Origin of the sequence: Microcoleus sp. D2_18a_B4, from assembly GCF_036702475.1 — a bacterium.
GTDB lineage: Bacteria > Cyanobacteriota > Cyanobacteriia > Cyanobacteriales > Microcoleaceae > Microcoleus.
In genome coordinates this window covers 1-19,819 of sequence record NZ_JAUBTL010000076.1, presented here as the reverse complement: position 1 = coordinate 19,819, position 19,819 = coordinate 1, and the positions used below count along the sequence as shown (strand labels likewise).

The 19,819-nt window shown below is 45.6% G+C and carries 16 protein-coding genes; 7 read left to right on the top strand and 9 right to left on the bottom strand.

Features of this window, described 5'->3' with window-relative positions:
* Nucleotides 1–36 precede the first annotated feature (36 nt).
* Nucleotides 37–2,463, top strand: a complete 2,427-nt coding sequence (locus tag QUB04_RS29010) for a sulfotransferase (protein ID WP_333289850.1) — start codon at nt 37–39, stop codon at nt 2,461–2,463.
* A gap of 130 nt (nt 2,464–2,593) precedes the next feature.
* On the opposite strand, the gene QUB04_RS29005 is transcribed toward QUB04_RS29010, so the two are convergent.
* The 5 genes from QUB04_RS29005 to QUB04_RS28985 all read right to left on the bottom strand — a co-directional run bounded on the left by QUB04_RS29005 (nt 2,594) and on the right by QUB04_RS28985 (nt 9,283).
* Nucleotides 2,594–3,814: an NAD(P)/FAD-dependent oxidoreductase gene (locus QUB04_RS29005; RefSeq protein WP_333289848.1), complete on the bottom strand. Its 1,221-nt coding sequence runs from the start codon at nt 3,812–3,814 to the stop codon at nt 2,594–2,596.
* A 7-nt stretch (nt 3,815–3,821) separates the two neighbouring features.
* A complete protein-coding gene (locus QUB04_RS29000; protein WP_333289846.1) occupies nt 3,822–4,190 on the bottom strand; it encodes an aspartyl protease in 369 nt (122 codons plus the stop codon).
* Nucleotides 4,187–4,504, bottom strand: coding sequence for a hypothetical protein (locus QUB04_RS28995; RefSeq protein WP_333107375.1), 318 nt, complete (start codon nt 4,502–4,504; stop codon nt 4,187–4,189). Before QUB04_RS28995 ends, QUB04_RS29000 begins: the two co-directional genes overlap by 4 nt.
* A 109-nt stretch (nt 4,505–4,613) precedes the next feature.
* Nucleotides 4,614–6,521 (bottom strand): 1-deoxy-D-xylulose-5-phosphate synthase, encoded by a 1,908-nt coding sequence (gene dxs / locus QUB04_RS28990; protein WP_333289844.1) that lies wholly within the window; start codon nt 6,519–6,521, stop codon nt 4,614–4,616.
* A 620-nt stretch (nt 6,522–7,141) separates the two neighbouring features.
* Entirely contained in the window at nt 7,142–9,283 is a 2,142-nt protein-coding gene (locus tag QUB04_RS28985) for a protein phosphatase 2C domain-containing protein (RefSeq protein ID WP_333289842.1), read from the bottom strand.
* Nucleotides 9,284–9,617: 334 nt separating this feature from the next.
* Here QUB04_RS28985 and QUB04_RS28980 point away from each other — a divergent pair, with 334 nt between their 5' ends.
* Nucleotides 9,618–10,049 carry an NfeD family protein gene (locus QUB04_RS28980; protein ID WP_333144335.1) on the top strand — a complete coding sequence of 144 codons (432 nt, stop codon included), beginning with the start codon at nt 9,618–9,620 and terminating at the stop codon, nt 10,047–10,049.
* 137 nt (nt 10,050–10,186) lie between these two features.
* The gene (locus QUB04_RS28975; RefSeq protein WP_333144334.1) at nt 10,187–11,155 is read left to right on the top strand and encodes an SPFH domain-containing protein; all 969 of its coding nucleotides are present in this window, start codon (nt 10,187–10,189) and stop codon (nt 11,153–11,155) included.
* Nucleotides 11,156–11,658: 503 nt separating this feature from the next.
* On the opposite strand, the gene cimA is transcribed toward QUB04_RS28975, so the two are convergent.
* A complete protein-coding gene (gene cimA / locus QUB04_RS28970) occupies nt 11,659–13,443 on the bottom strand; it encodes a citramalate synthase (RefSeq protein ID WP_445301100.1) in 1,785 nt (594 codons plus the stop codon).
* Between the two features lie 75 nt (nt 13,444–13,518).
* Between cimA and QUB04_RS28965 the strand changes: the two genes are divergently transcribed.
* From QUB04_RS28965 to QUB04_RS28955, 3 genes are all read left to right on the top strand, one after another.
* Nucleotides 13,519–13,857 (top strand): 2Fe-2S iron-sulfur cluster-binding protein, encoded by a 339-nt coding sequence (locus QUB04_RS28965; protein WP_333144333.1) that lies wholly within the window; start codon nt 13,519–13,521, stop codon nt 13,855–13,857.
* 151 nt (nt 13,858–14,008) lie between these two features.
* Nucleotides 14,009–15,118: a glycine oxidase ThiO gene (gene thiO / locus QUB04_RS28960; protein WP_333289840.1), complete on the top strand. Its 1,110-nt coding sequence runs from the start codon at nt 14,009–14,011 to the stop codon at nt 15,116–15,118.
* A gap of 113 nt (nt 15,119–15,231) precedes the next feature.
* Nucleotides 15,232–15,474 (top strand): hypothetical protein, encoded by a 243-nt coding sequence (locus QUB04_RS28955; RefSeq protein WP_333240994.1) that lies wholly within the window; start codon nt 15,232–15,234, stop codon nt 15,472–15,474.
* Between the two features lie 96 nt (nt 15,475–15,570).
* Here the strand turns inward: QUB04_RS28955 and QUB04_RS28950 are convergent, their stop codons facing one another.
* On the bottom strand, nt 15,571–16,038 hold the full coding sequence (locus tag QUB04_RS28950; protein WP_190734193.1) for a hypothetical protein: 468 nt from the start codon (nt 16,036–16,038) through the stop codon (nt 15,571–15,573).
* Nucleotides 16,039–16,148: 110 nt separating this feature from the next.
* A complete protein-coding gene (locus QUB04_RS28945) occupies nt 16,149–16,343 on the bottom strand; it encodes a hypothetical protein (protein WP_333289838.1) in 195 nt (64 codons plus the stop codon).
* A 258-nt stretch (nt 16,344–16,601) separates the two neighbouring features.
* On the opposite strand from QUB04_RS28945, the gene QUB04_RS28940 reads away from it, so the two are divergent.
* Nucleotides 16,602–17,717: a fatty acid desaturase gene (locus QUB04_RS28940; protein ID WP_333289836.1), complete on the top strand. Its 1,116-nt coding sequence runs from the start codon at nt 16,602–16,604 to the stop codon at nt 17,715–17,717.
* A gap of 212 nt (nt 17,718–17,929) precedes the next feature.
* On the opposite strand, the gene QUB04_RS28935 is transcribed toward QUB04_RS28940, so the two are convergent.
* Entirely contained in the window at nt 17,930–19,678 is a 1,749-nt protein-coding gene (locus QUB04_RS28935) for an ABC transporter ATP-binding protein (RefSeq protein ID WP_333289834.1), read from the bottom strand.
* Nucleotides 19,679–19,819 lie beyond the last annotated feature (141 nt).

Genomic DNA, 19,819 nt, shown 5'->3' with positions numbered 1-19,819 from the left:
AAAATCTAATTCACAAACCATTTATCAGCTATAAAAATGAAACGGATATTTTTAGTAGGCTCTCCGAGAAGCGGCACAACCATGCTTCAAAGTTTATTAGCCGCTCATCCTGAAGTTATTTCTTTTCCTGAATCTAAGTTTTTTCACTATTTACTGTACAAGAAGTTTGTGGGAAAGTTCCCAGGTAGGATGGAAGCTTTTTTTAAGGATGAGATTAATCGGCATGAACTTTTGCAAGATTTTGATAATAGTCAAACTGTGGCAACTAAAGTTAGTTGGTTTGTCGGAGTTTTGGATGGTTTGGCGGCGGAACAAAACAAAAGTATTTGGTTGGAAAAAACGCCGGAACACATATATTTTATTGAGGATATACAGCGCTTTTTGCCGGATGCTAAATTTATACATATTTTGCGAAACAGTATGGATACAATAGCTTCTCTGCATGAGGCTACTAGGAATTCTCATGATTTGTGGGGGCCTGGTTGGGATTTAAACCACTGTATCCATCGCTGGAAGGAGGCGATGTTAATTAGTCACAAATATGCTAAAAAATCTAATCATATATTAGTCAAGTATGAGGAAATTCTAGAGAATAAAGTCAAAAAGTTAGAAGAACTTTGTGATTTTATGGGGATTGAATATGATGAGAGGATGCTGGAATTTTATCAAGAAAAAGCTGCTCATCTCAGTTTGAATCTGCCTTGGCATCAAGGGATTGATAGAGAGGTTAAAAGTAATAAGGTTCACAAATATCATAAAATTTTTAAAAGCAATGAAATCAGATATATTTTAGATAAAATTAAGCGAGTCAAGGGTGAAATTGCCTGGAAGTTGACGGTGGAAGTGAGCGAACCAATTTCCGATATTTGCGATCTTCCGCAAATATACGATCGCCTGTGCTGTACGATCAAACTAGAAGGAATTAAACTCGGTATTATTGAATTGCCGATTTGCGATGGCATGGTTGCGGCTTTGGTGTTGGCGGATGCGGTTGCAGCCCAGTTTGCTTGGCCAATTCTCGATCGCTTCTTTGAACGCAATCGCTGTGAAAAAGGCAATAAATTGTGGGAAACTGTGCTGAAACCATTGCACCCTAAACATGACTGGACGCTATTTTTGCAAGAATTATGGGGGCGTCCGAATTGGAATTTGGAGGATTTCTACAAGGCAGAAATTGCAGAGGAAGTCCCAACAATTACGCTCGAAAAAGATTTGATTGCTGTAGAAGTTAGCGAGGAATTTGCTAATATAAAAGTTGAGCTTTCTGCAATAGACGTGCTGGTGAAAGTAGGCGGCGTTGCTGTCGGGATTGTCACTGTTGCGGTGGAAAATAATTTTGTTTCGGCTCAAAAATTGCGATCGACAATTAATCGAAATATTGGTTTTGAGTTGTGCGTCGCCGCCGTGCGAGAAGCTTTGCTGGGAAAACCACTCAACGGCAAACAATGGCTACGATCGCGCTTAGCCTCTTGTGCTCAACAAAGGTCTAATTTGCCCGACAGTTTGAATGCAGCGGGTGCTGGGGGCATTTACCCCCAAAATGCGGTGATCTTCGGCAGGCGATCGGGTGCGATCGGGACGAGTGTCAGCCGTCGCGCCTCACTCCCAGCGGGGGCGCTGCCGGAAATCGAGTCAGCCGCGGCAATCGCTGGGGAACCGACAATGCAAATTCCCCAAGAAAACGAGTTTATAAAGCAAGTATTTTACGCACCGGAAATCATTGGCTCAAATTCTTCTTATCGGGAAGTTTCTCACTCAGTGAAACCTCAAGTTTTGGACAATCATGGCGTTACACAAAGGCTGCCGATTCTCTCCTACCGCCGCATTTCTCCTGACGGTTTAGACGCAGTTACTCCGCAGGTTTTGGAACAACAGTTGCAGTATCTCAAAGATCGCGGTTATTATAGTGCGAGTTGGGAAAATTGGCAAAGTGCGAAACGGGATAAAACTCCTTTACCCGGTAAAGCTGTATTGATGACTTTTGACGGTGGCTATCTCGACTTTTTCCAATATGCTTGGCCTCTGCTAAAACGCTTTGATTTTACAGCAACTGTTTTTCTTGTAGCGGAGTCGATAGGAAAGACAAATAGTTGGGAAAAAGCCGAATTTGAAGAAGTGCAGTTAATGGGATGGCCGGAAATTCGGCAACTGCGGGATGCAGGGATTGAATTCGGTTCTATGTCTGCTACTCATCAACCTTTGACGGCATTGTCGCCGACAGAAATTGTGCGGGAGGCAGCCCAATCCCGTGCTATCTTAGAACGGGGATTAGAGAAATCTGTTAAATGTTTTGCCTATCCTTACGGGGATGTCGATCCAATTGTAGCGCATTTAATTGGAGCGAGTGGATATACTTTTGGTGTATCATATCAGTTAAATTTTAGCAGTTTTGACGATAATTTAATGTCGCTGCCGCGCATTAAAGTTACAGGAGAAAATTTTTTATGGCAATTAGGTTTGTAGGGTGCGTCAGCCAGCGAGATTTTTCCCTCAACTAACAATCTCTCAACTGACGCACCTTACTTTTAAGTCAGTAGGCTGCGTCAGCCAGCGAGATTTTTCCCTCAACTAACAATCTCTCAACTGACGCACCTTACAAGTGAAATCGCTTAATCAATCCCTTGATTTTCCGCTGCAAATAACCGCCTAATCCTCGGTAAATTTTCTCAAATTTATAATAAAATAAAATCTCCATCACCTCTTCAGTTTTCATATACTTTAAATAAGAAATCATTTTATCGGTTAGTTCATCATTAACATCATCGATATACTTTCTCACCGCCAACCTTTCCGAAATATTCCATTTCCGATCAAACTTGCGGTGCATTTCCGTCTCATAATCCCGAAAATCTGATATTTTCCCATCCAAATACCTTTGAATATATTTCCCCGCGATTTGGGCACCATCCATCCCGTGTCTAATCCCTTCGCCGCCCAACAAATTTATTGTCGAGACAGTATCACCGATCGCAATTATATTATCCTTGCAATAAATATCCTTCAAACCAGGATTGTACTTCAGCGTCGAACCGTGTTTGTCAATAATTTTATAATTTTTTGACTTCAGATATTCATCAATCAGTAAATCAATATATTTTTTCAGCGGTGACAAATGCCTCACCGTTTTGGGATCTAAAAAAATGCGACCCGCACCAACTTTCAGCCTGTTTGGTTCCATCGGGAATATCCAGGAATAACCATCGGGCAGCCATTTTTTGCCCAAAAAGAAGATTAAATCGCCGCTGTATTTATTATAAACTTCTGGCTCTACTTCAATTAAATATTCAATTCCGGTTCCCGACAAAAAATCTGGCTTATCATTCTCTTTTTCGTACATAATCGCCCTAGCAAAGCCAGTAGCATCGACCAATACTTTAGTGCTAACGTTGATAAGTTGGCCGTCGGATAACTGTTTAAATTCGACTGTGGTTTCGCCCTTGCTTTGTGAATGTCCGGTGTAGCGATAACCAAGCCAAACTTCACCACCAAATCGCTCAACTTCGCTGGCCAAAAATGCTCTAAATTTAGCAAAGTTGAGAACAACTCCCAAGCTTTCGGGAGACTCCCAAGTTTGACTGACTTTGCTAGTTTCAATAGTAAGTTTATGCCAAAAACTGCCGATAACGGACTCTGGTAAATCGAATTTAGAGAGGGTTTCTAGAGGCGTGGCGGCGCTAGAGAAGTCATTTTTATTAAAATTGTCGTTTTGCTCTGCTAGCAAGACTTTGTGGCCAGATTTGGCTAGGATTCTCGCGCAGTGACCGCCTGCTGGGCCTGCTCCTACTATTACTATGTCAAAAGTTTTTAAATTCATTTTGCTTTTAACTCGCTTCCAATGTCAAAATACTCGCCGACATATCAACTACTAACCGCCGAGTTTTCAGCCACTGGCGGCCTATTAAAATTTCCGGTACTCCGTCACCCACATGAACGGGAATGTCAAACTCTTGCTCATCTATGCGTACTTTTCCTGCATAAAGATCGAAATCAAATTCTCCCTTTGCTGTCCGCATTTCTTGTCGCCTAATATAAATCCAATCAAGTCCCTCGAAATCTTGTTCGTCCATTGCTAACCAGCCCGAAAAACCTGTATCTAGCAGAGCATCAACAGGTAATTCTAAGCCGTTATTAGCAATCAATTCAACTTCAAAAAATAGCTCGCCCTCATCACCAAATCTTCCTTCAATCATATTGAGCCGCACGCCCCTGTATTGTTGATGCGGAAAAGGTAGGGGATAGCATTTGGGTGTTTCTGGCGGCACATTTTGGTAGCCGCCATATCATCCTTGTCGATAAAATATTCCCCGCTATCAGGTTCAACCGCCATGTACCAGTTGTAGTGACTGTCAATTAATTCTGGTTTAAGGCGATCGAAAATTACTTTGCAACGCTTGCGAAATGCCGCTCTTTCGGCTCGCCACTGGGCTTTTTTTTCTTCGGACCACTGAATCTCTGGGAACAATCTTCCCCGCCGAACGGTACGATTTGGTTTCACGTTAGTCATTATTATTTCTCCCTTATCCTCAAATCTTCCTTCAATCATGCTGCTCTTTCACTGTCATAGATCGAATCAAGAGTAAGGTGCGCTAGGCGCACCCTACGATTCTAGCTAATTACACGCTAACAGGAGACTGTTTGCGGCTGAAGGTTGCTAAGATACGATCGCACATTTGCGACGGAGTTAATCCTAAACTTGCAAAGGATTGCTCTGGCGTTGCATGATCTACCAATGTATCGGGTACACCCAACCGCATCAGCGGCACGAGGACATTATTGTCGAGCAAAGATTCGGCTACTGCTGAACCAAAGCCTCCCATCAAACAGCCTTCTTCCATTGTGACAACTTTGCCGATTCGCTGTGCTAAAGGCAAGATTAATTCGGTGTCCAAAGGCTTGACAAAACGCGCATTGATAACAGTTGCTTCAATGCCGTGTTCGCTCAGAATCTCGGCGGTTTGCATTGCCGGATAAACCATTGAACCGTAACCCAATAGCAGCAAATCGTCGCCGTTGCGGAGAATTTCGGCTTTGCCGATCGGCAATTCTTCCCAACCTTCCTCCATCAAAGGCACGCCGTAACCGTTGCCGCGCGGGTAACGCATGGTGATCGGGCCGCTTGTGTGGTTGATTCCCGTGACTACCATCCGCTGCAATTCTGCCTCATCTTTTGGCGCCATAACTACCATATTTGGCAGGCACCGCAAGAAGGCAATGTCGTACATCCCTTGGTGAGTTGGGCCGTCAGCACCGACAATGCCGGCGCGATCCAAACAGAAGAAAACTGGCAAATTTTGGATGCAAACATCGTGAATTATTTGGTCATAGCCTCGCTGCACAAATGTCGAGTAAATTGCCACAACCGGGCGCATTCCTTCGCAGGCTAAACCAGCGGATAAAGTCACGGCGTGCTGTTCGGCAATGCCTACATCAATATACTGTTTAGGCAGTTTTTCATGAAGTTTATCCAGGCCTGTTCCGGTTGCCATTGCAGCGGTAATGCCGACTATTTGGGGATTATCTTCTGCTAGCTTGACCAGGGCGTGGGCAAAGACTTTCGAGTAAGCTGGAGGCTTGGGTTTAGTGGAGGGAATGCCTTTGCCGGTGGCTAAGTTAAAGGGATTTTGGGCGTGATATCCTACTTGGTCTTTTTCGGCGATCGCATATCCTTTGCCTTTCACCGTCACCACATGAACCAACACCGGCCCTTGAATGGTATGAGCTTGCTTGAAAGTGGCAATTAGCTCTTCCAAATTGTGTCCATCTACCGGGCCCATGTAAGTAAAGCCTAATTCTTCAATTACTGCTCCAACTTTCGAGACGGCCAAGCGTTTCATCCCTTCCTTGAGGCGTTCCATTTCTGGAGTAAAAGTTTCGCCCACAAAGGGAATGTGTTTGAATTGTTCCTCTAAGTTATCTTTGAGAAACTGCACCGGTGGCGACAATCGCATTTTGTTCAAATAGCGGGTAATTGCGCCGACGTTGGGCGAGATTGACATCTCGTTGTCGTTGAGCACAACTAACAAATTGGTTTTCGGCATATGGCCCGCGTGGTTGATGGCTTCGAGTGCCATGCCACCAGTCAATGCGCCGTCGCCGATGACTGCTACAGTTTTAAAGTTTTCCCCCTTGAGGTCGCGCGCCATCGCCATTCCTAACGCTGCGGAAATGCTTGTGGAAGCGTGACCTGCGCCGAAGTGGTCAAATTTGCTCTCGCAGCGCTTGAGATAGCCTGCAACGCCGTCTTTTTGGCGTAGGGTGTGGAATTGGTTGTAGCGGCCGGTGATTAATTTGTGAGGATAAGCTTGGTGGCCGACATCCCAAGTAACTTTGTCGCGATCGAGGTCGAGTGTTTGGTAGAGTGCTAAGGTCAGTTCGACTACACCCAATCCTGGGCCGAGGTGGCCGCCGCTAGCGGCTACAGTTTCTAAATGCTTTTCTCGAATTTGTCGGGCAATTTGTTCGAGTTGATGAATCGAGAGGCCGTGTAATTGGTTTGGGTGAGTCAGTTCGCTGAGATGCATATTTTAAAATCTTGCTCCTGTGAATCAGGACGAATCCTTAACAGATATAGGTTGTGCCTGCGAGGTTGGGTACGCGCAAACGTTAGAATAGTTTAACGGTTATTTGAGAAAAACTGTTAGGCGTAAGATTTTTGTTAGTTTTGGCCTGGTAATTATAGTTAATAAATTGTGCGCCGTCAATCGATTTTCGATTTTCGATTTGAGATTTTCGAGGCGACCCCACGGATAAATGCGGGGGCTTGAGGATTTTCGATTTTCGATTTTCGATTGATTCCACGGATAAATGCGGGGGCTTGTACCACCTTTGAAATTCGTGGTCAATATAAAAAAGCTTATGTTGTTAGTTCCTAATCGCTAATTGTTAGCTGCATGGAGATTCTTAAGCATTTTTAACTACTTTTTGTAGCGCTGGCTGACTTTTTAGCCATCTTGTTTCTGCAAGCGGACTATGATACAAAATCATTAACTGTGATGGAGCATCTCATATTTGTAAAAACACTTCTTCTGGCTCCTTCCTTCTGCCTCAAATTAATTCAATAGACCTCTTGCAAAAATAATTAGGACGGGATCTGGGGCCCATCAATTGAGGAGAAGGATTTTTGCAAGAGGTCTAATCTCCCTTACTCAGGTGATGGCAAAGGAGTTTCCCCTTCTTCGGGCGGCGGAATTTCCGCAGGACTCGATTCGGGCGCCGGCGAGGGACTCTCGCTATCGGGCAGCGGAATTTCCGCAGGACTCGATTCGGGCGACGGCGAGGGACTCTCGCTATCGGGCGAGGGAGTTTCCGAAGGAATCGGGGCGGGAGTTTCCGGCGGTGGGGGAACTTGTGCGGGTTCTGGCTGGGGGCTTTGGCGGCTTTGCACCCACAAACCTAAACCGCCGCCGGCTAATATCAGCCCCAACACCCCCAGTAGGGGCAGCGGCAGCTTGGAGCGCTGTTTTTGAAAGGGTTCCGGGGCGGGGGAAGTTTCGGGGTACAACAACTGTTTGGACGATTCTGAAAGCTGAGATTCTGGAATCCTCCCGGACTTCTGGAGGGACGCAGCGACGAGGGAAGGCGGCAGCGACACCGAGGGTGACACTGGCGCTGACGCCACCGCTGAGGCCACCGTCGGATCGAACAGTACCAATCTCTCCGGCGACATCCGACAGTGAGTCGCCACCACAGAGGTGTTGTCATAACCGTTTTTCTCGTTGGCGAGACGAATCCAAGACTGAACTGCGGCTTCCAAAGACATTTTGCCCTCAAGCACCTCTGGGCCATAATTCTCCCAAGATTTCTCTACCCAGTCGTTGTCGCTCAAACCGTCGGAACACAGCAGCAGTAAGCCTTCCTCTTCGACAATAAATCGCTGAATCGTCGGGCGCAGGAAATCGGCATCCCGCGTTCCCAAAGCTTGAGTCAGGGCTCCTGCATCCGATCGCACTTGAGTCTCCCAGTATAAACAATGTCCTAGCTGGACTTCCCTTGAGGCTACGTCGTCGTCCACAGTCAGCCGGTGACAGTAATTTTTGCCAATCCAATAAGCGCGGCTGTCTCCAACATTGACTAAATAAAGTTCATGACTGTTATTCGAGGGCAAATCCTCGGAAATTTTCACTTTTTGAGGCAACTGGAGGGCCATCACCAAAGTCGTCCCCATCCGCTGCCGCAACTCTTTTCCCTGCTCATTATTTTGAGCGGAAATCACATTATTCACAACTCTGACTATTTCTTCGAGTTGCTTAATTACCATTGTTGGCGTCATCAACTCTTCTTGTTGAGTGATTTCGGCGAGCAAATTTTGGATTAAAGCTTTCATGGACTGGACGGCTAATTGACTGGCAACTTCTCCTCCTTCGTGGCCTCCAACCCCGTCACAAACCATTGTCAAATAAGGAATTAGTTTCTCGCCCCCTGAAGTTTTGCTAAATTGAAAATCAGCAGCAATCGGATAGCAACTGTCTTCATTTTGGGAGCGCTGCGGCCCGGTATCTGTCATGCCGACTACTTCTAAGTGCAGAGGCAATTTAGCGGCTTGTTCTAATAGTAAATCGTTTAGTTCCAGGGCGATCGCGTCGAAATTCATGCTGCTGCGGCGCATAAACTGACAAATTTCTCCGAGTTTCGACTGCACCTCGGGTTGCGCGGATTCCACCAAACCTGACCACACATCTCCCAAATCCCGCAGAGTCGGTACAAAATTTCCCCGGTGCAGTTCCAGCAGGCGTACCCGCCAACCTTCCACCCGCAAATTTTCCGGTACCAGCAAACTCGAAGCGACTCCCTGTTCCGACAGCGGCGTCCACAGTTGGAGCATTTGCCACAGCCAGTATACTTGGCGCGCGCCGGTTGTCCCAGACCAAGCTTGTAAAATAGAAGGATACAGGCTGCCGAAATTATTAATTGGCACATTTTCCAACAACAGCACCTCTGCCGCTTCCGGTGCTTCCCCCAAGGCACAAAAACCGTATACTTCCGGCGTATGCAGCCGTTGGGGATACAAATGCAGGTAAGGCATAATCGTATCCGGCAGTTGTTCCGGGACGCTGGGAGGCAAAGCTGGACGGCTGTCGAGCCAGATTTGGGGTGCAATGACAAAGTATCGATCGGCTATTACCTTACCCGCCGGCACTTCCTCGGCTGCTTGCCCCACCGCCCACACATAGCGATAAATTAAATCCGTTTCGCACGCTGCACAGTGCTGGCGGCCAAAGGTATTGCGGGGATCTGGACAGCTAAGATTCGGGCAATAAATGGGTTCGGAGAAACTGCTGATCATATCGAAATAGTTTGTGTAAAAACATTCTGAAGATATTTGATTCGCCAGCCCAAATTCATGAGCTTGAGAATAAACTGATTTTAGGCCCTATCAATTTCTTAACTGCCTTTGGGCCCCTAGAAATTGTAGTTTCTGCCAGTCTGCACCGGCTAAAATTGTAATCTAAGTTACTAAACTCTGACTTGGAGTACGATGGAAGCCTCAACCTGGTACCACGGCGCGAAAAATCGCTCTGAGGGGCTGCAAGTCGCAAACCCTTGCATAGTCAGTTGTTGGCAATTCTTAAATCTTAAATTTCCAATCTAAGATCTAAATAGTATCACCTATTCTTTTTATGATCTTGACTCCTACGCTCCTTTGGCTGATAGCTGGGTCTTTGCTCTGTTTGGCAGAGATATTTCTCCCCACTGCTTTTGTCGCTTTTATGATGGGACTGAGCGCCTTCGCCGTAGCTGGATGCTCTCTAGTTCTACCTTACGTTAATTTACAAATATTCCTCTGGATGGTATTTTCGACAGTTTTTGTGCTGCTGTCTCGGCGGTTGATACCAAAAGGCACGGCAAGGGCGATCGCAGATTCTCAGGAAGCAAAAACTTTAACAGAAATTCCCCCCGGAGAAGCCGGCCGAGTCATTTATGAGGGGAATTCTTGGCAAGCTCGCTGCGAAGACACGAAGGCCACTATCCCCCCCAACCAAAACGTAATTGTCGTCGGGCGTAAAGGCACTACTCTGATAGTTTTGCCAGAAAATCTCTTGCATTCTTAAACAAAATGTGGAATTGGGAATTGGAAATTGGTAGTTGGGCATTGGGCATTGGGCATTGGGCATTGGGCATTGGCAATAACCAATAACCAATAACCAATAACCAACAGTTAACAATCAACAATTATTAGGAGTCAGTTGTGGAACAAATTTTTTTACTTGTATTTTTAGCACTCGGCGGCTCAGCCCTCGCAGGTTCCGTCAAGATTATCAATCAGGGAAATGAAGCGCTGGTGGAAACTTTAGGTAAATACAGCGGCAAGAAACTGGAACCCGGTTTAAATTTTGTCACGCCGTTTCTCGATCGCGTCGTGTACGAGCAAACCATTCGGGAAAAAGTCTTAGATATTCCCCCGCAAGCTTGTATTACCCGCGACAACGTTTCCTTCACCGTTGATGCTGTGGTTTACTGGCGCATTGTAGACTTGGAAAAAGCTTGTTACAAAGTAGAAAATCTCCAGTCAGCAATGGTAAATATGGTGCTGACTCAAATTCGCGCCGAAATGGGTCAACTGGATCTAGAACAAACCTTTACTGCTCGTTCTCAAATTAATGAAATATTGCTCAGAGATTTAGATATTGTTACCGATCCTTGGGGAGTGAAAGTAACGCGGGTAGAATTGCGGGATATTATCCCTTCTAAAACTGTACAGGAATCGATGGAATTGCAGATGGCAGCCGATCGACGGAAGCGAGCGGCAATTCTGACATCCGAGGGCGAACGCGAGTCAGCAGTTAACAGCGCCAAAGGTAAAGCAGAAGCGCAAGTTCTGGATGCAGAAGCGCGCCAAAAAGCGACTATTTTGGAAGCGGAAGCTCAACAAAAGGCGATCGTCCTGAAAGCTCAAGCAGAACGCCAAAGTCAGGTTTTGAAAGCTCAAGCTACTTCGGAGGCCTTGCAAATTATCGGCAAAACTCTGCAAAATGACCCCAATGCTCGCGAAGCTTTACAATTTTTGCTAGCTCAAAACTATCTGGATATGGGTCTAAAAATTGGCACCAGCGACAGCAGCAAGGTCATGTTTATGGACCCGCGCAGCATTCCCGCTACGCTCGAAGGAATGCGATCGATCGTTGGGGAAGGTAATAATAATGAGGTGAAAAAGTAGGGGAGCATCTCATATTTGTAAAAACACTTCTTCTGGCTCATTTCTTCTTCGTCTTTCCTCGCAGCAAGAGAGCCTCCTGCCTCAAAACTCAAATTTCTAGCTTGGCTGCTTTCATTGAGATGCTCCCAAAAGTAGGGGAGCATCTCATATTTGTAAAAACACTTCTTCTGGCCAATACGGTTCAGTTAAGCTCGATCCCCCCTAGCCTAGGGCGGGCACGGGGGCACCGCCCCTACAAAGGGGGGGACAAGAAATTACTCTTGCGTCTCCCAACAATCAGGGGGAGTAGGGGGTATGCGAGGGGGATCTCGCCCGGAATAAATAGTTTTAACCCAAGCGTATTGTTCTTCTGGCTCCTTCCTTCTGACTCTTTCCTCCTGCCTCGCAGCAAGAGAGCCTCCTGCCTCAAAACTCCAATTTCTAGCTTGGCTGCTTTCATTGAGATGCTCCCCTTGGTATCTATTTAAACATCGATATTCAGGCAACTTCTCTTCGCCGTCAACCTAATAACTCGACACAGTTAAAACGATCGCCTCCCTATCTCCCAACACCAAACCATACTCCAAACCCTCAACCACCGCTTGATAAGAAGCATCCAAAATATTCCCAGAAACCCCCACAGTCGTCCAGCGGTCTTGACCGTTGCTAAACTCAACCAACACGCGAGTTTTAGCAGAAGTTCCCGCACCGGAGTCGAGAATCCGCACCTTATAATCGGTTAAGTTAAAATCAGTAATTGCCGGATAAAAATTCCGCAAAGCCTTCCGCAAAGCCGCATCAAGTGCCGAAACAGGCCCATTTCCTTCCGCGCATTCCAGAATATCTTGACCGTTAACAGTCACTTTCACGGTTGCTAAAGAATTAACTGTTTCCTCCCTACCTTTATCGCAGTGAACTTGAAAACCTTTGATTTCAAATAAACGCTTGCGCTTTCCCAAAGCCTCCCGCATTAACAATTCAAAAGAAGCCTCAGCCCCCTCAAATTGATATCCCTGACTTTCCAAATCTTTCAATTTTTCCAAAATTTGGCGGCAAGCAGGATTTTTGCGATCGAGATCCATTCCAAAAGTGCGGGCCTTCGCCAAAACATTGCTTAAACCCGCTTGATCGGAAATCACAATTCGCCGCCTATTGCCAATTTTTTCCGGTTCTAAATGTTCGTAAGTTAACGGATTTTTCTCAACAGCCGATACGTGGATTCCGCCTTTGTGAGCAAAAGCAGAAAGACCGACAAAAGGAGCACGGTCATCGGGAGCAAGATTGACAATTTCACTAATCGATCGACTTACTTGAGTTAATCTAACTAATTGCTCGTCTTCAATGCAATTCTGACCCAACTTTAGCTGAAAATTAGGAATCAAGGAACATAAATCGGCATTGCCGCAGCGTTCGCCATAACCGTTAATAGTTCCCTGTACCATCCTCACTCCTTCCCGCACAGCAGCCAAAGCATTAGCAACCGCCACTCCTGAGTCGTTGTGAGTGTGAATTCCCAGTTGAACTTGAGACTTTATCCCCCCCTTAATAAGGGGTTGAATTTGAGAATTTCTCCCCCCCTTAATAAGGGGTTGAATTTGAGAATTTCTCCCCCCCTTAATAAGGGGGGGTTGGGGGGGGTGAATTTCCGCTTCCGAATTATCCCAACTTTCTATTATTTCTGCCACCTCGCGAACAACCTGACTGACTTCGTGAGGCAAAGTACCGCCGTTAGTATCGCAAAGAACCAGCCATTCTGCACCGGCATCGGCAGCTACTTCTAAAGTTTTAATAGCATAATCTCGATTGTGTTTGTAGCCGTCAAACCAGTGTTCGGCATCGTAAATAACGCGCCTTCCCTGACTCCGCAAATATTCAATTGTATCTCGAATCATCGCCAGATTTTCTTCGAGCGAGGTCTTCAAACTTTCAATAACGTGCAAATCCCACGACTTGCCAAACAGCGTCACCCAACGAGTACCGGCGGACAAAATAGCCTGCAACATTTCATCATTAGCTGCCGTAGTTCCCGGCCGCCTAGTCGAACAAAAAGCTACAACTTCTGCTTGAGTTAGGGGCTGTTCTTTGAGACGCCAAAAAAATTGTACGTCTTTAGGATTCGCCCCCGGCCAGCCGCCTTCAATAAAGGGAATTCCTAAACTGTCTAACTGTCGAGCAATTCGCAGTTTGTCTTCGAGAGATAAGGAGAGTCCCTCGCACTGAGCACCGTCTCGCAGCGTGGTATCGTAGATCCAGAGCCGATTTGTCATGGGAAATTGCGATCGAGAAATTGGTAATATATCACTTACCATATTAGATGAATTTATTTGAATTTAATGCGATAATATATAGGAAAATTAACATAAATCTAACTGGGGTAAATTGCTGTGGTCAAGGTACAAGCGCAAGGAAAAACATTTGAGTGCGATCGCGGAGCCAATCTCCGTGAAGTATTGCTCAAAAACGGCATCGATCTCTACAACGGCAACGCCAAAGTCATCAACTGCCACGGCCTCGGCACTTGCGGCACCTGCGCCGTCACCGTCGAGGGCGAAGTTTCCGAGTCCCAGTGGCGCGAAAAAGCCCGACTTTCGGTTCCTCCCCATTCTCCCGCCTCCAACCGCCGTTTGTCCTGCCAAACCAAGGTTTTAGGCGATATTAAGGTGACAAAATATGACGGTTTCTGGGGTCAGGGTTCTGAAACTGTCTGGAAACCCCAAGCATAGATTTTTTGTTAAGGAAGGCAGATAGGACGATCGCCTTGCCAGATAATCTGTAAGACTTGTGCAAAAATTCTAACTGTAAGGTGCACCGGGGGCACCTTACCATAAAGAAACCCGAGAGGTCAAAAAAGCGAGAAAGTCCATATAAAAGTTAATGAATTCATCTAAAGATATTCTGATTATTGGCGGCGGAATAATTGGTCTTTCGCTAGCAGTAGAACTGAAATTGCGAGGTGCATCTGTCGCGGTTCTCACCGCCGATTCTAAACCACCGACGGCCCGGGCTGCCGCTGGAATGCTTGCCCCGCAAGCCGAACGAATTCCCCCCAGTCCGATGTTGGATTTGTGCTTGCAAAGCCGCGCACTGTATCCCGCCTGGGTGGAACAGCTAGAGAATATTACCGGATTGAAAACGGGATATTGGCGATCGGGAATTCTCGCACCAGTTTGTCAAAATGAGCCTCAAGAAAAGCCGTTTTCGTCAAACCTTAATTATCAATGGTTGGACAGAGATACTGTTCGCCAGCACCAGTTTGGATTAGGTCAAGAAGTAATTGGCGGTTGGTGGTATCCTGACGACGCTCAAGTTGACAACCGCGCTTTATTTCGGACGCTTCAGACCGCCACTAAAGAATTAAAAATTGATATTATTCAAGGCACAGCAGAGGAAATTATTCGGCAGAAAAACCGAGTTTTTGGAGTGGAAACAACGGCAGGAAAATTACAAGCTGACCGTTATGTTTTGGCTGCGGGTCCTTGGTCTGAGAAATTATTGGATATTCCTGTTTTTCCAAGAAAGGGACAAATGCTGTCAGTATGTGTACCAGAAGATTGTGGAGTTATCCAGCCCCTGCAAACCGTTCTATTCGGGACGGGAATTTATATTGTGCCACGTCAAGATGGCAGAATTATTATTGGTGCAACTAGCGAAAATGTGGATTTTACGCCGGGAAATACGCCTGCGGGAATGCACACTTTGCTAGCAGGAGCGATTAAGTTATATCCCGAATTACAAAATTATCCGATTCTGGAGTTTTGGTGGGGATTTCGGCCTGCGACTCCTGATGAGTTGCCGATTTTGGGTGCTAGTGCTTGGGAGAATTTGACATGGGCTACGGGGCATTACCGCAACGGCATTTTGTTGGCTCCGGTGACGGCTAAATTATTGGCGGATTTGATGGGGAATCAGAAATCAGATCCGTTATTGGCTGCTTTTCATTATTCGAGGTTTCCTGAATCTTGGAAGGTTGAAAATGGTAAATAGTGAGATTTTTGGCTGTTTTTTTGACGAGACAGAGCCGGGGAACGAGAAACGAAAGTCAACGGAAAGGAGATTTTTTGCTATAATCTAATCAGCACAATAGGGTTTTGTAAGTTATGACTTTCAGTGATGTGGTCGAGACTATCAAGAATCTTTCTACTGACGAAAAGCAAGAGCTTCAACTGTTGTTGAAGCAATATCTCCGGGAAGAACGTCGCGAAGAGATGTATCAAAACTTTAAGTCAGCGCAGATTGAACAACAAAAAGGTGAACTGAAATTTTTCGCTAACATCAATGAACTCAGAGTGACGAAAGGGTACTTTTCTATTTTACAGAAGACGGAAAAGCCGTGTTTGTAGACTTGGGAAGTCATGATGAAGTATATTAATCGACAGAACAATTGCTACAGTACCGCTCTAAGTAGCGCGCCAAACCATTTTTTTGCAAGTCCTGAATTAGTTCGCATCCTGTTTTTTGGGTTGGTTTAATTCCCTGCATTTAGCGGCAGCCAAATCGTAAGCATTTTGATAATCGCTACCCCCTAACATCAAATCGCCGTAATATTCATAAGGTTGATTGCCATAAATCGGCAGCGGGTCGTCTTCAGGATAATCTTCTTTTGATTCTTCGAGGATTGCTTTGAGTTTCTTGACGCTGAAGCGCTGGACTGGGAAGTAATGAATGTCTTGAGCGATGAAACCGAGATGGGGAAAGGTTGGGTCAACAATTCGCTCGTCGAGTTCAATCCAGCTATACTCGATGGGTTTATATGGCACTCCGGGCACAGCTAAAAAGCCTTGAACATAAATCGCGCCCTCGGTGGCTAATGCTGCTTTACAAGCGTTGTCAAAGCAGTTTTTACGGTTGCTTTTGATGCGAGCGGCCATTTCAATAGAAAGCGTCTCATCTAATAGTTCGGTCATAACCCATTTCTAGTCGCGTGTGCGATTAGATTGTAGCAAATCCGAGCTATCTCCGAGCACAAAAAACGCAGGCAATTGCGATCGTCCTTCAAATTCTCTTCTCAAGGAGTTTAGCCAAAATCCTCTGCGCTTCTGGATGTTGTGTCAGCTTTGGTTTCCGGGGCGGGCTGTTTGTCGATCGCCCCTATAGCCCGCCAATAAAAAGTTTTCGCCAGTATCCCAACTTTTGAGCGTGCGATCGAGTTGGGGGTAGATCCCGGTACGGTAAAGTGTGGCACATAGGATGCAAGCAAAAATAGTGGCATACTACATCACCAAAGGTCGATCGTGCAACCAATCAATCATATTAATGCCTTCCGGTGCAGCAATTTGTTCGGCTGCTAACAGGCTTCACAGTTTTTTTTGTAAACAAACCAGAGTTGTGATAACCTCATAAATGTGCCAAAATCGGTTCCCACAAAAAAACCTTTGGAAGAAACGGGGAAAGTCCGGGGTAAATCCGCCGCTGTCCCGCAACTGTGATGCTAAGCTAAGCACTTATCCACACACCATAGATATACTGAATGAAAAGCGCGATCAAAAAGTCGGATTTTGTGCTGGCTCCTTATATGAAGAGCAACAATTTGAAAGCTACTTGCCAAATACTCAATACAGTTATTCCTTATATATTCTTATGGTTTTTAGCATTTAAAGCTGCTGCTATTTCTGTATTCCTGCTGCCGCCGATAATGGTGTTGATGACACTTTTTTCAGGACGTTGTTTCTCTTTGATGCACGATTGCGGGCACTATTCTCTTTTTAGTTCCCAAAAAGTCAATCGCATTATGGGTTTTCTGCTAGGTATCATCAATGCGATTCCTCAGTACCCCTGGTCGAGGGGACACGCTTATCACCACAAACATAATGGTAATTGGGATATGTACCGAGGCCCTTCGGCGTTGATATCCACCGAAAAATTTGCGGCGCTAAGTCCATTTAGTCAAAAGATGTATCAGTTACTCAGACACCCATTGATGCTGTTTCCCGGTGGTTTTTTCTATCTAATTATTAAGCCCAGACTCGCGCTAATCTTAGGAATTACGGGTTTTATCCGACATATTTTTGCTTGTCTAAATCAAGATTTAGGCATGGGTTTATCTGCCATCATTGCTTCTTATAAATCCAAACATTGGTATACGACGGCTGAGTTTTGGGATTTACTCTTCAACAATATTTGTGTTGTTGGTAGCTGGATTTATCTGAGCAACTTACTGGGGTTTGGCTTTTTCTGGAGTGTTTACTCAATTGTCATGACTTGTTCAGCAGCGATATTTATCTGTATTTTCTTTGTTCAGCATAATTTTGACGGTTCCTACGCTCATAAATCCGAAGGTTGGGACTATCTTCTTGGCGCAATTGAAGGCAGTAGTTACCTAAAATTACCAACTATTCTCAATTGGTTTTCCGCTGATATTGCTTACCACAATATTCATCATCTCTCTGAGCGAATACCTAACTATAATCTTCAGGCTTGTCACAATGCTAATATTCACCTGCTGGCTAATTCAAAATCACTGACAATTCGCGATATTCCAGACTGCTTCCAATTCATTCTTTGGGATGCTGCTTCAGATAGTCTGCAATCGATTAAATTGTTTCAACAACAACAAGAAATCCCCTTCAGTAATGTAGCTAATTAAAATCGAGGGGTAATAAATTTGGTGGCTTCTTGCTCCCCAAAATCCTATGGTGTCGTTTCCGGTTGCACCGAAATTATATAGAGGACACGGCAGTGCTGTGTCCCTACCCGGATTAATTGTAGGGACACTGGACACTCGCGGTGTGGAAAGCTGTGGGTAATATTAATTCCGATGCTACCACATTTGGTATGACTCAAAGTATCTGTCACTTGTCAATGCAGCAATTCCTCTAATTTTTGCTGGTTCCACAAATACTGATAAAGCCCTGTTTGCCCTACCAATTCAACGTGAGTGCCACTCTGAACTATTTCTCCTTTCTCCATCACAAAAATGCGATCGGCACTGGCCGCCGCTGACATTTGATGCGAGATAAAAATTACTGTTTTGCGATCGGTTCCCGTTGCCAAGTTTTGCAAAATATCGGTAGCCGTTTGATTGTCAACGCTGGAAAGAGCGTCATCCAAAATTAGCACCGGGGCGTCAACTAGCAAAGCGCGAGCAAGTGCAGTCCGCTGCCGCTGTCCGCCTGATAAAGTAATGCCGCGCTCGCCGACAACTGTTTTGTACTGCTGCGGAAAGTTGAGGATTTCGGCGTGAATTTGCGCTTGTTTTGCTGCGGCTTCAATCTCCGGCTGTTCCGCTAAAGGGTTTCCGTAGCGGATGTTATTCTTGATGGTAGTGCCGAACAGAAAACTTTCTTGCGGAACGTAGGCGATCGCCCCGCGCAATTCGCTCAATTTTACCTCAGTAATATCCTGTCCGTCTAAAAATAACTCGCCCGGATCGATATCGAGCAAGCGTGGCAGCGCATTAGCTAAAGTTGATTTTCCCGAGCCGATCGCCCCAACAATTGCGACAGTTTCGCCCGGTTTTATGGTAAAATCAACATTTTTAAGCGCGGGTGTCTTAGCACCGGGATAAGTATAATTTAGATGGCGAGCCACAATTTCTCCTTTGACTGGAGTTGCCAGTTCAACTGCATCGGCAGTATCCTTAATTTGCGGTTCCACAGTCAGAATTGATTCGATGCGATCGACACTCACTTCTCCCCGCTGGTAAGCCGTAATTGTGAAACCCAACAGCGCCGTCGGAAACACCAAGCGCTCGACATAAATCAGCAACGCCACAAAATCGCCAATGCTAATTTGGCCATTAGCAATTGCCCCGCCACCAGCAGAAAGCAGCACCAACAAACTGATACTTGCCAAACCGCCCAGAAGTGGAAAAATAAAGTTTCTAGTTTTTGCTAATTCCAAATTGGCTGATAGCAACTGCGCGTTGGAATTGCGAAAAGCTCGGCGTTCGTTTTCTTCTTGAGCGTAGATTTTAATTACGGACATCCCGCTCATATCTTCCTGAATTAAATCGCTCATCGCCGACAATTCCTCTTGCACGGCTAACTGTTGGATGCGAAGTTTGTCGCTAAATAACTGTACCAAAACCAGCATTAAAGGATAAACTGCGATCGCAAACAGTGTCAACCTTACATTAATCCCCAGCATGACCGGCAAAGTCAAAGCATAGGCAAATGCCGTATTCGCCAAACTCAGCACCGCAAACCCCACCAAGCGCCGAATATTGTCCAAATCGGAAGTAGCGCGGTTAATTAAATCCCCTACCGTATTGGCGGCAAAATAAGACGGTTCTAATGTTAATAAATGATTAAATATTTGCTGTTTGAGGTCAAATTCGACTTGACGCCCGACGCCAAACAGCAGAATCCGCGACGCCATCCGAATTACCCACATAATTGAGGCGAGAATCAGAATTAGTCCCACGAAGTTGAAAACTTCGTCAAATTTAGTCGCATATTGGAGAGTGTCAACTGCATTCCGAATCAGCAGGGGAATGTAAACGCCCACAGCATTTACAACTAATAGCGAAAAAACGCCCCAGAAGGTTGGTTTCCAGTGCGGGCGCATATAAGAGCCGAGTTTTTGCAGTCGAGAATAACGAGCCATAGGAAGAAGGAAGAAGGAAGAAGGTTCGGCAGCGGATTTTGTAACGGATGTAACGGATGGATGCTGAAGGAAGAAGGAAGAAGGAAGAAGGAAGAAGGAAGAAGGAAGAAGGAAGAAGGAAGAAGGAAGAAGGAAGAAGGA

Excerpts from the sequence above, each read along its gene's own strand:
- QUB04_RS29010 (WP_333289850.1), top strand. The coding sequence starts at position 37 with ATGAAACGGATATTTTTAGTAGGCTCTCCGAGAAGCGGCACAACCATG.
- QUB04_RS29005 (WP_333289848.1), bottom strand. The coding sequence starts at position 3,814 with ATGAATTTAAAAACTTTTGACATAGTAATAGTAGGAGCAGGCCCAGCA.
- QUB04_RS29000 (WP_333289846.1), bottom strand. The coding sequence starts at position 4,190 with ATGATTGAAGGAAGATTTGGTGATGAGGGCGAGCTATTTTTTGAAGTT.
- QUB04_RS28995 (WP_333107375.1), bottom strand. The coding sequence starts at position 4,504 with ATGACTAACGTGAAACCAAATCGTACCGTTCGGCGGGGAAGATTGTTC.
- dxs (WP_333289844.1), bottom strand. The coding sequence starts at position 6,521 with ATGCATCTCAGCGAACTGACTCACCCAAACCAATTACACGGCCTCTCG.
- QUB04_RS28985 (WP_333289842.1), bottom strand. The coding sequence starts at position 9,283 with ATGATCAGCAGTTTCTCCGAACCCATTTATTGCCCGAATCTTAGCTGT.
- QUB04_RS28980 (WP_333144335.1), top strand. The coding sequence starts at position 9,618 with ATGATCTTGACTCCTACGCTCCTTTGGCTGATAGCTGGGTCTTTGCTC.
- cimA (WP_445301100.1), bottom strand. The coding sequence starts at position 13,443 with ATGGTAAGTGATATATTACCAATTTCTCGATCGCAATTTCCCATGACA.
- thiO (WP_333289840.1), top strand. The coding sequence starts at position 14,009 with ATGAATTCATCTAAAGATATTCTGATTATTGGCGGCGGAATAATTGGT.
- QUB04_RS28955 (WP_333240994.1), top strand. The coding sequence starts at position 15,232 with ATGACTTTCAGTGATGTGGTCGAGACTATCAAGAATCTTTCTACTGAC.
- QUB04_RS28950 (WP_190734193.1), bottom strand. The coding sequence starts at position 16,038 with ATGACCGAACTATTAGATGAGACGCTTTCTATTGAAATGGCCGCTCGC.
- QUB04_RS28945 (WP_333289838.1), bottom strand. The coding sequence starts at position 16,343 with ATGCCACTATTTTTGCTTGCATCCTATGTGCCACACTTTACCGTACCG.
- QUB04_RS28940 (WP_333289836.1), top strand. The coding sequence starts at position 16,602 with ATGAAAAGCGCGATCAAAAAGTCGGATTTTGTGCTGGCTCCTTATATG.
- QUB04_RS28935 (WP_333289834.1), bottom strand. The coding sequence starts at position 19,678 with ATGGCTCGTTATTCTCGACTGCAAAAACTCGGCTCTTATATGCGCCCG.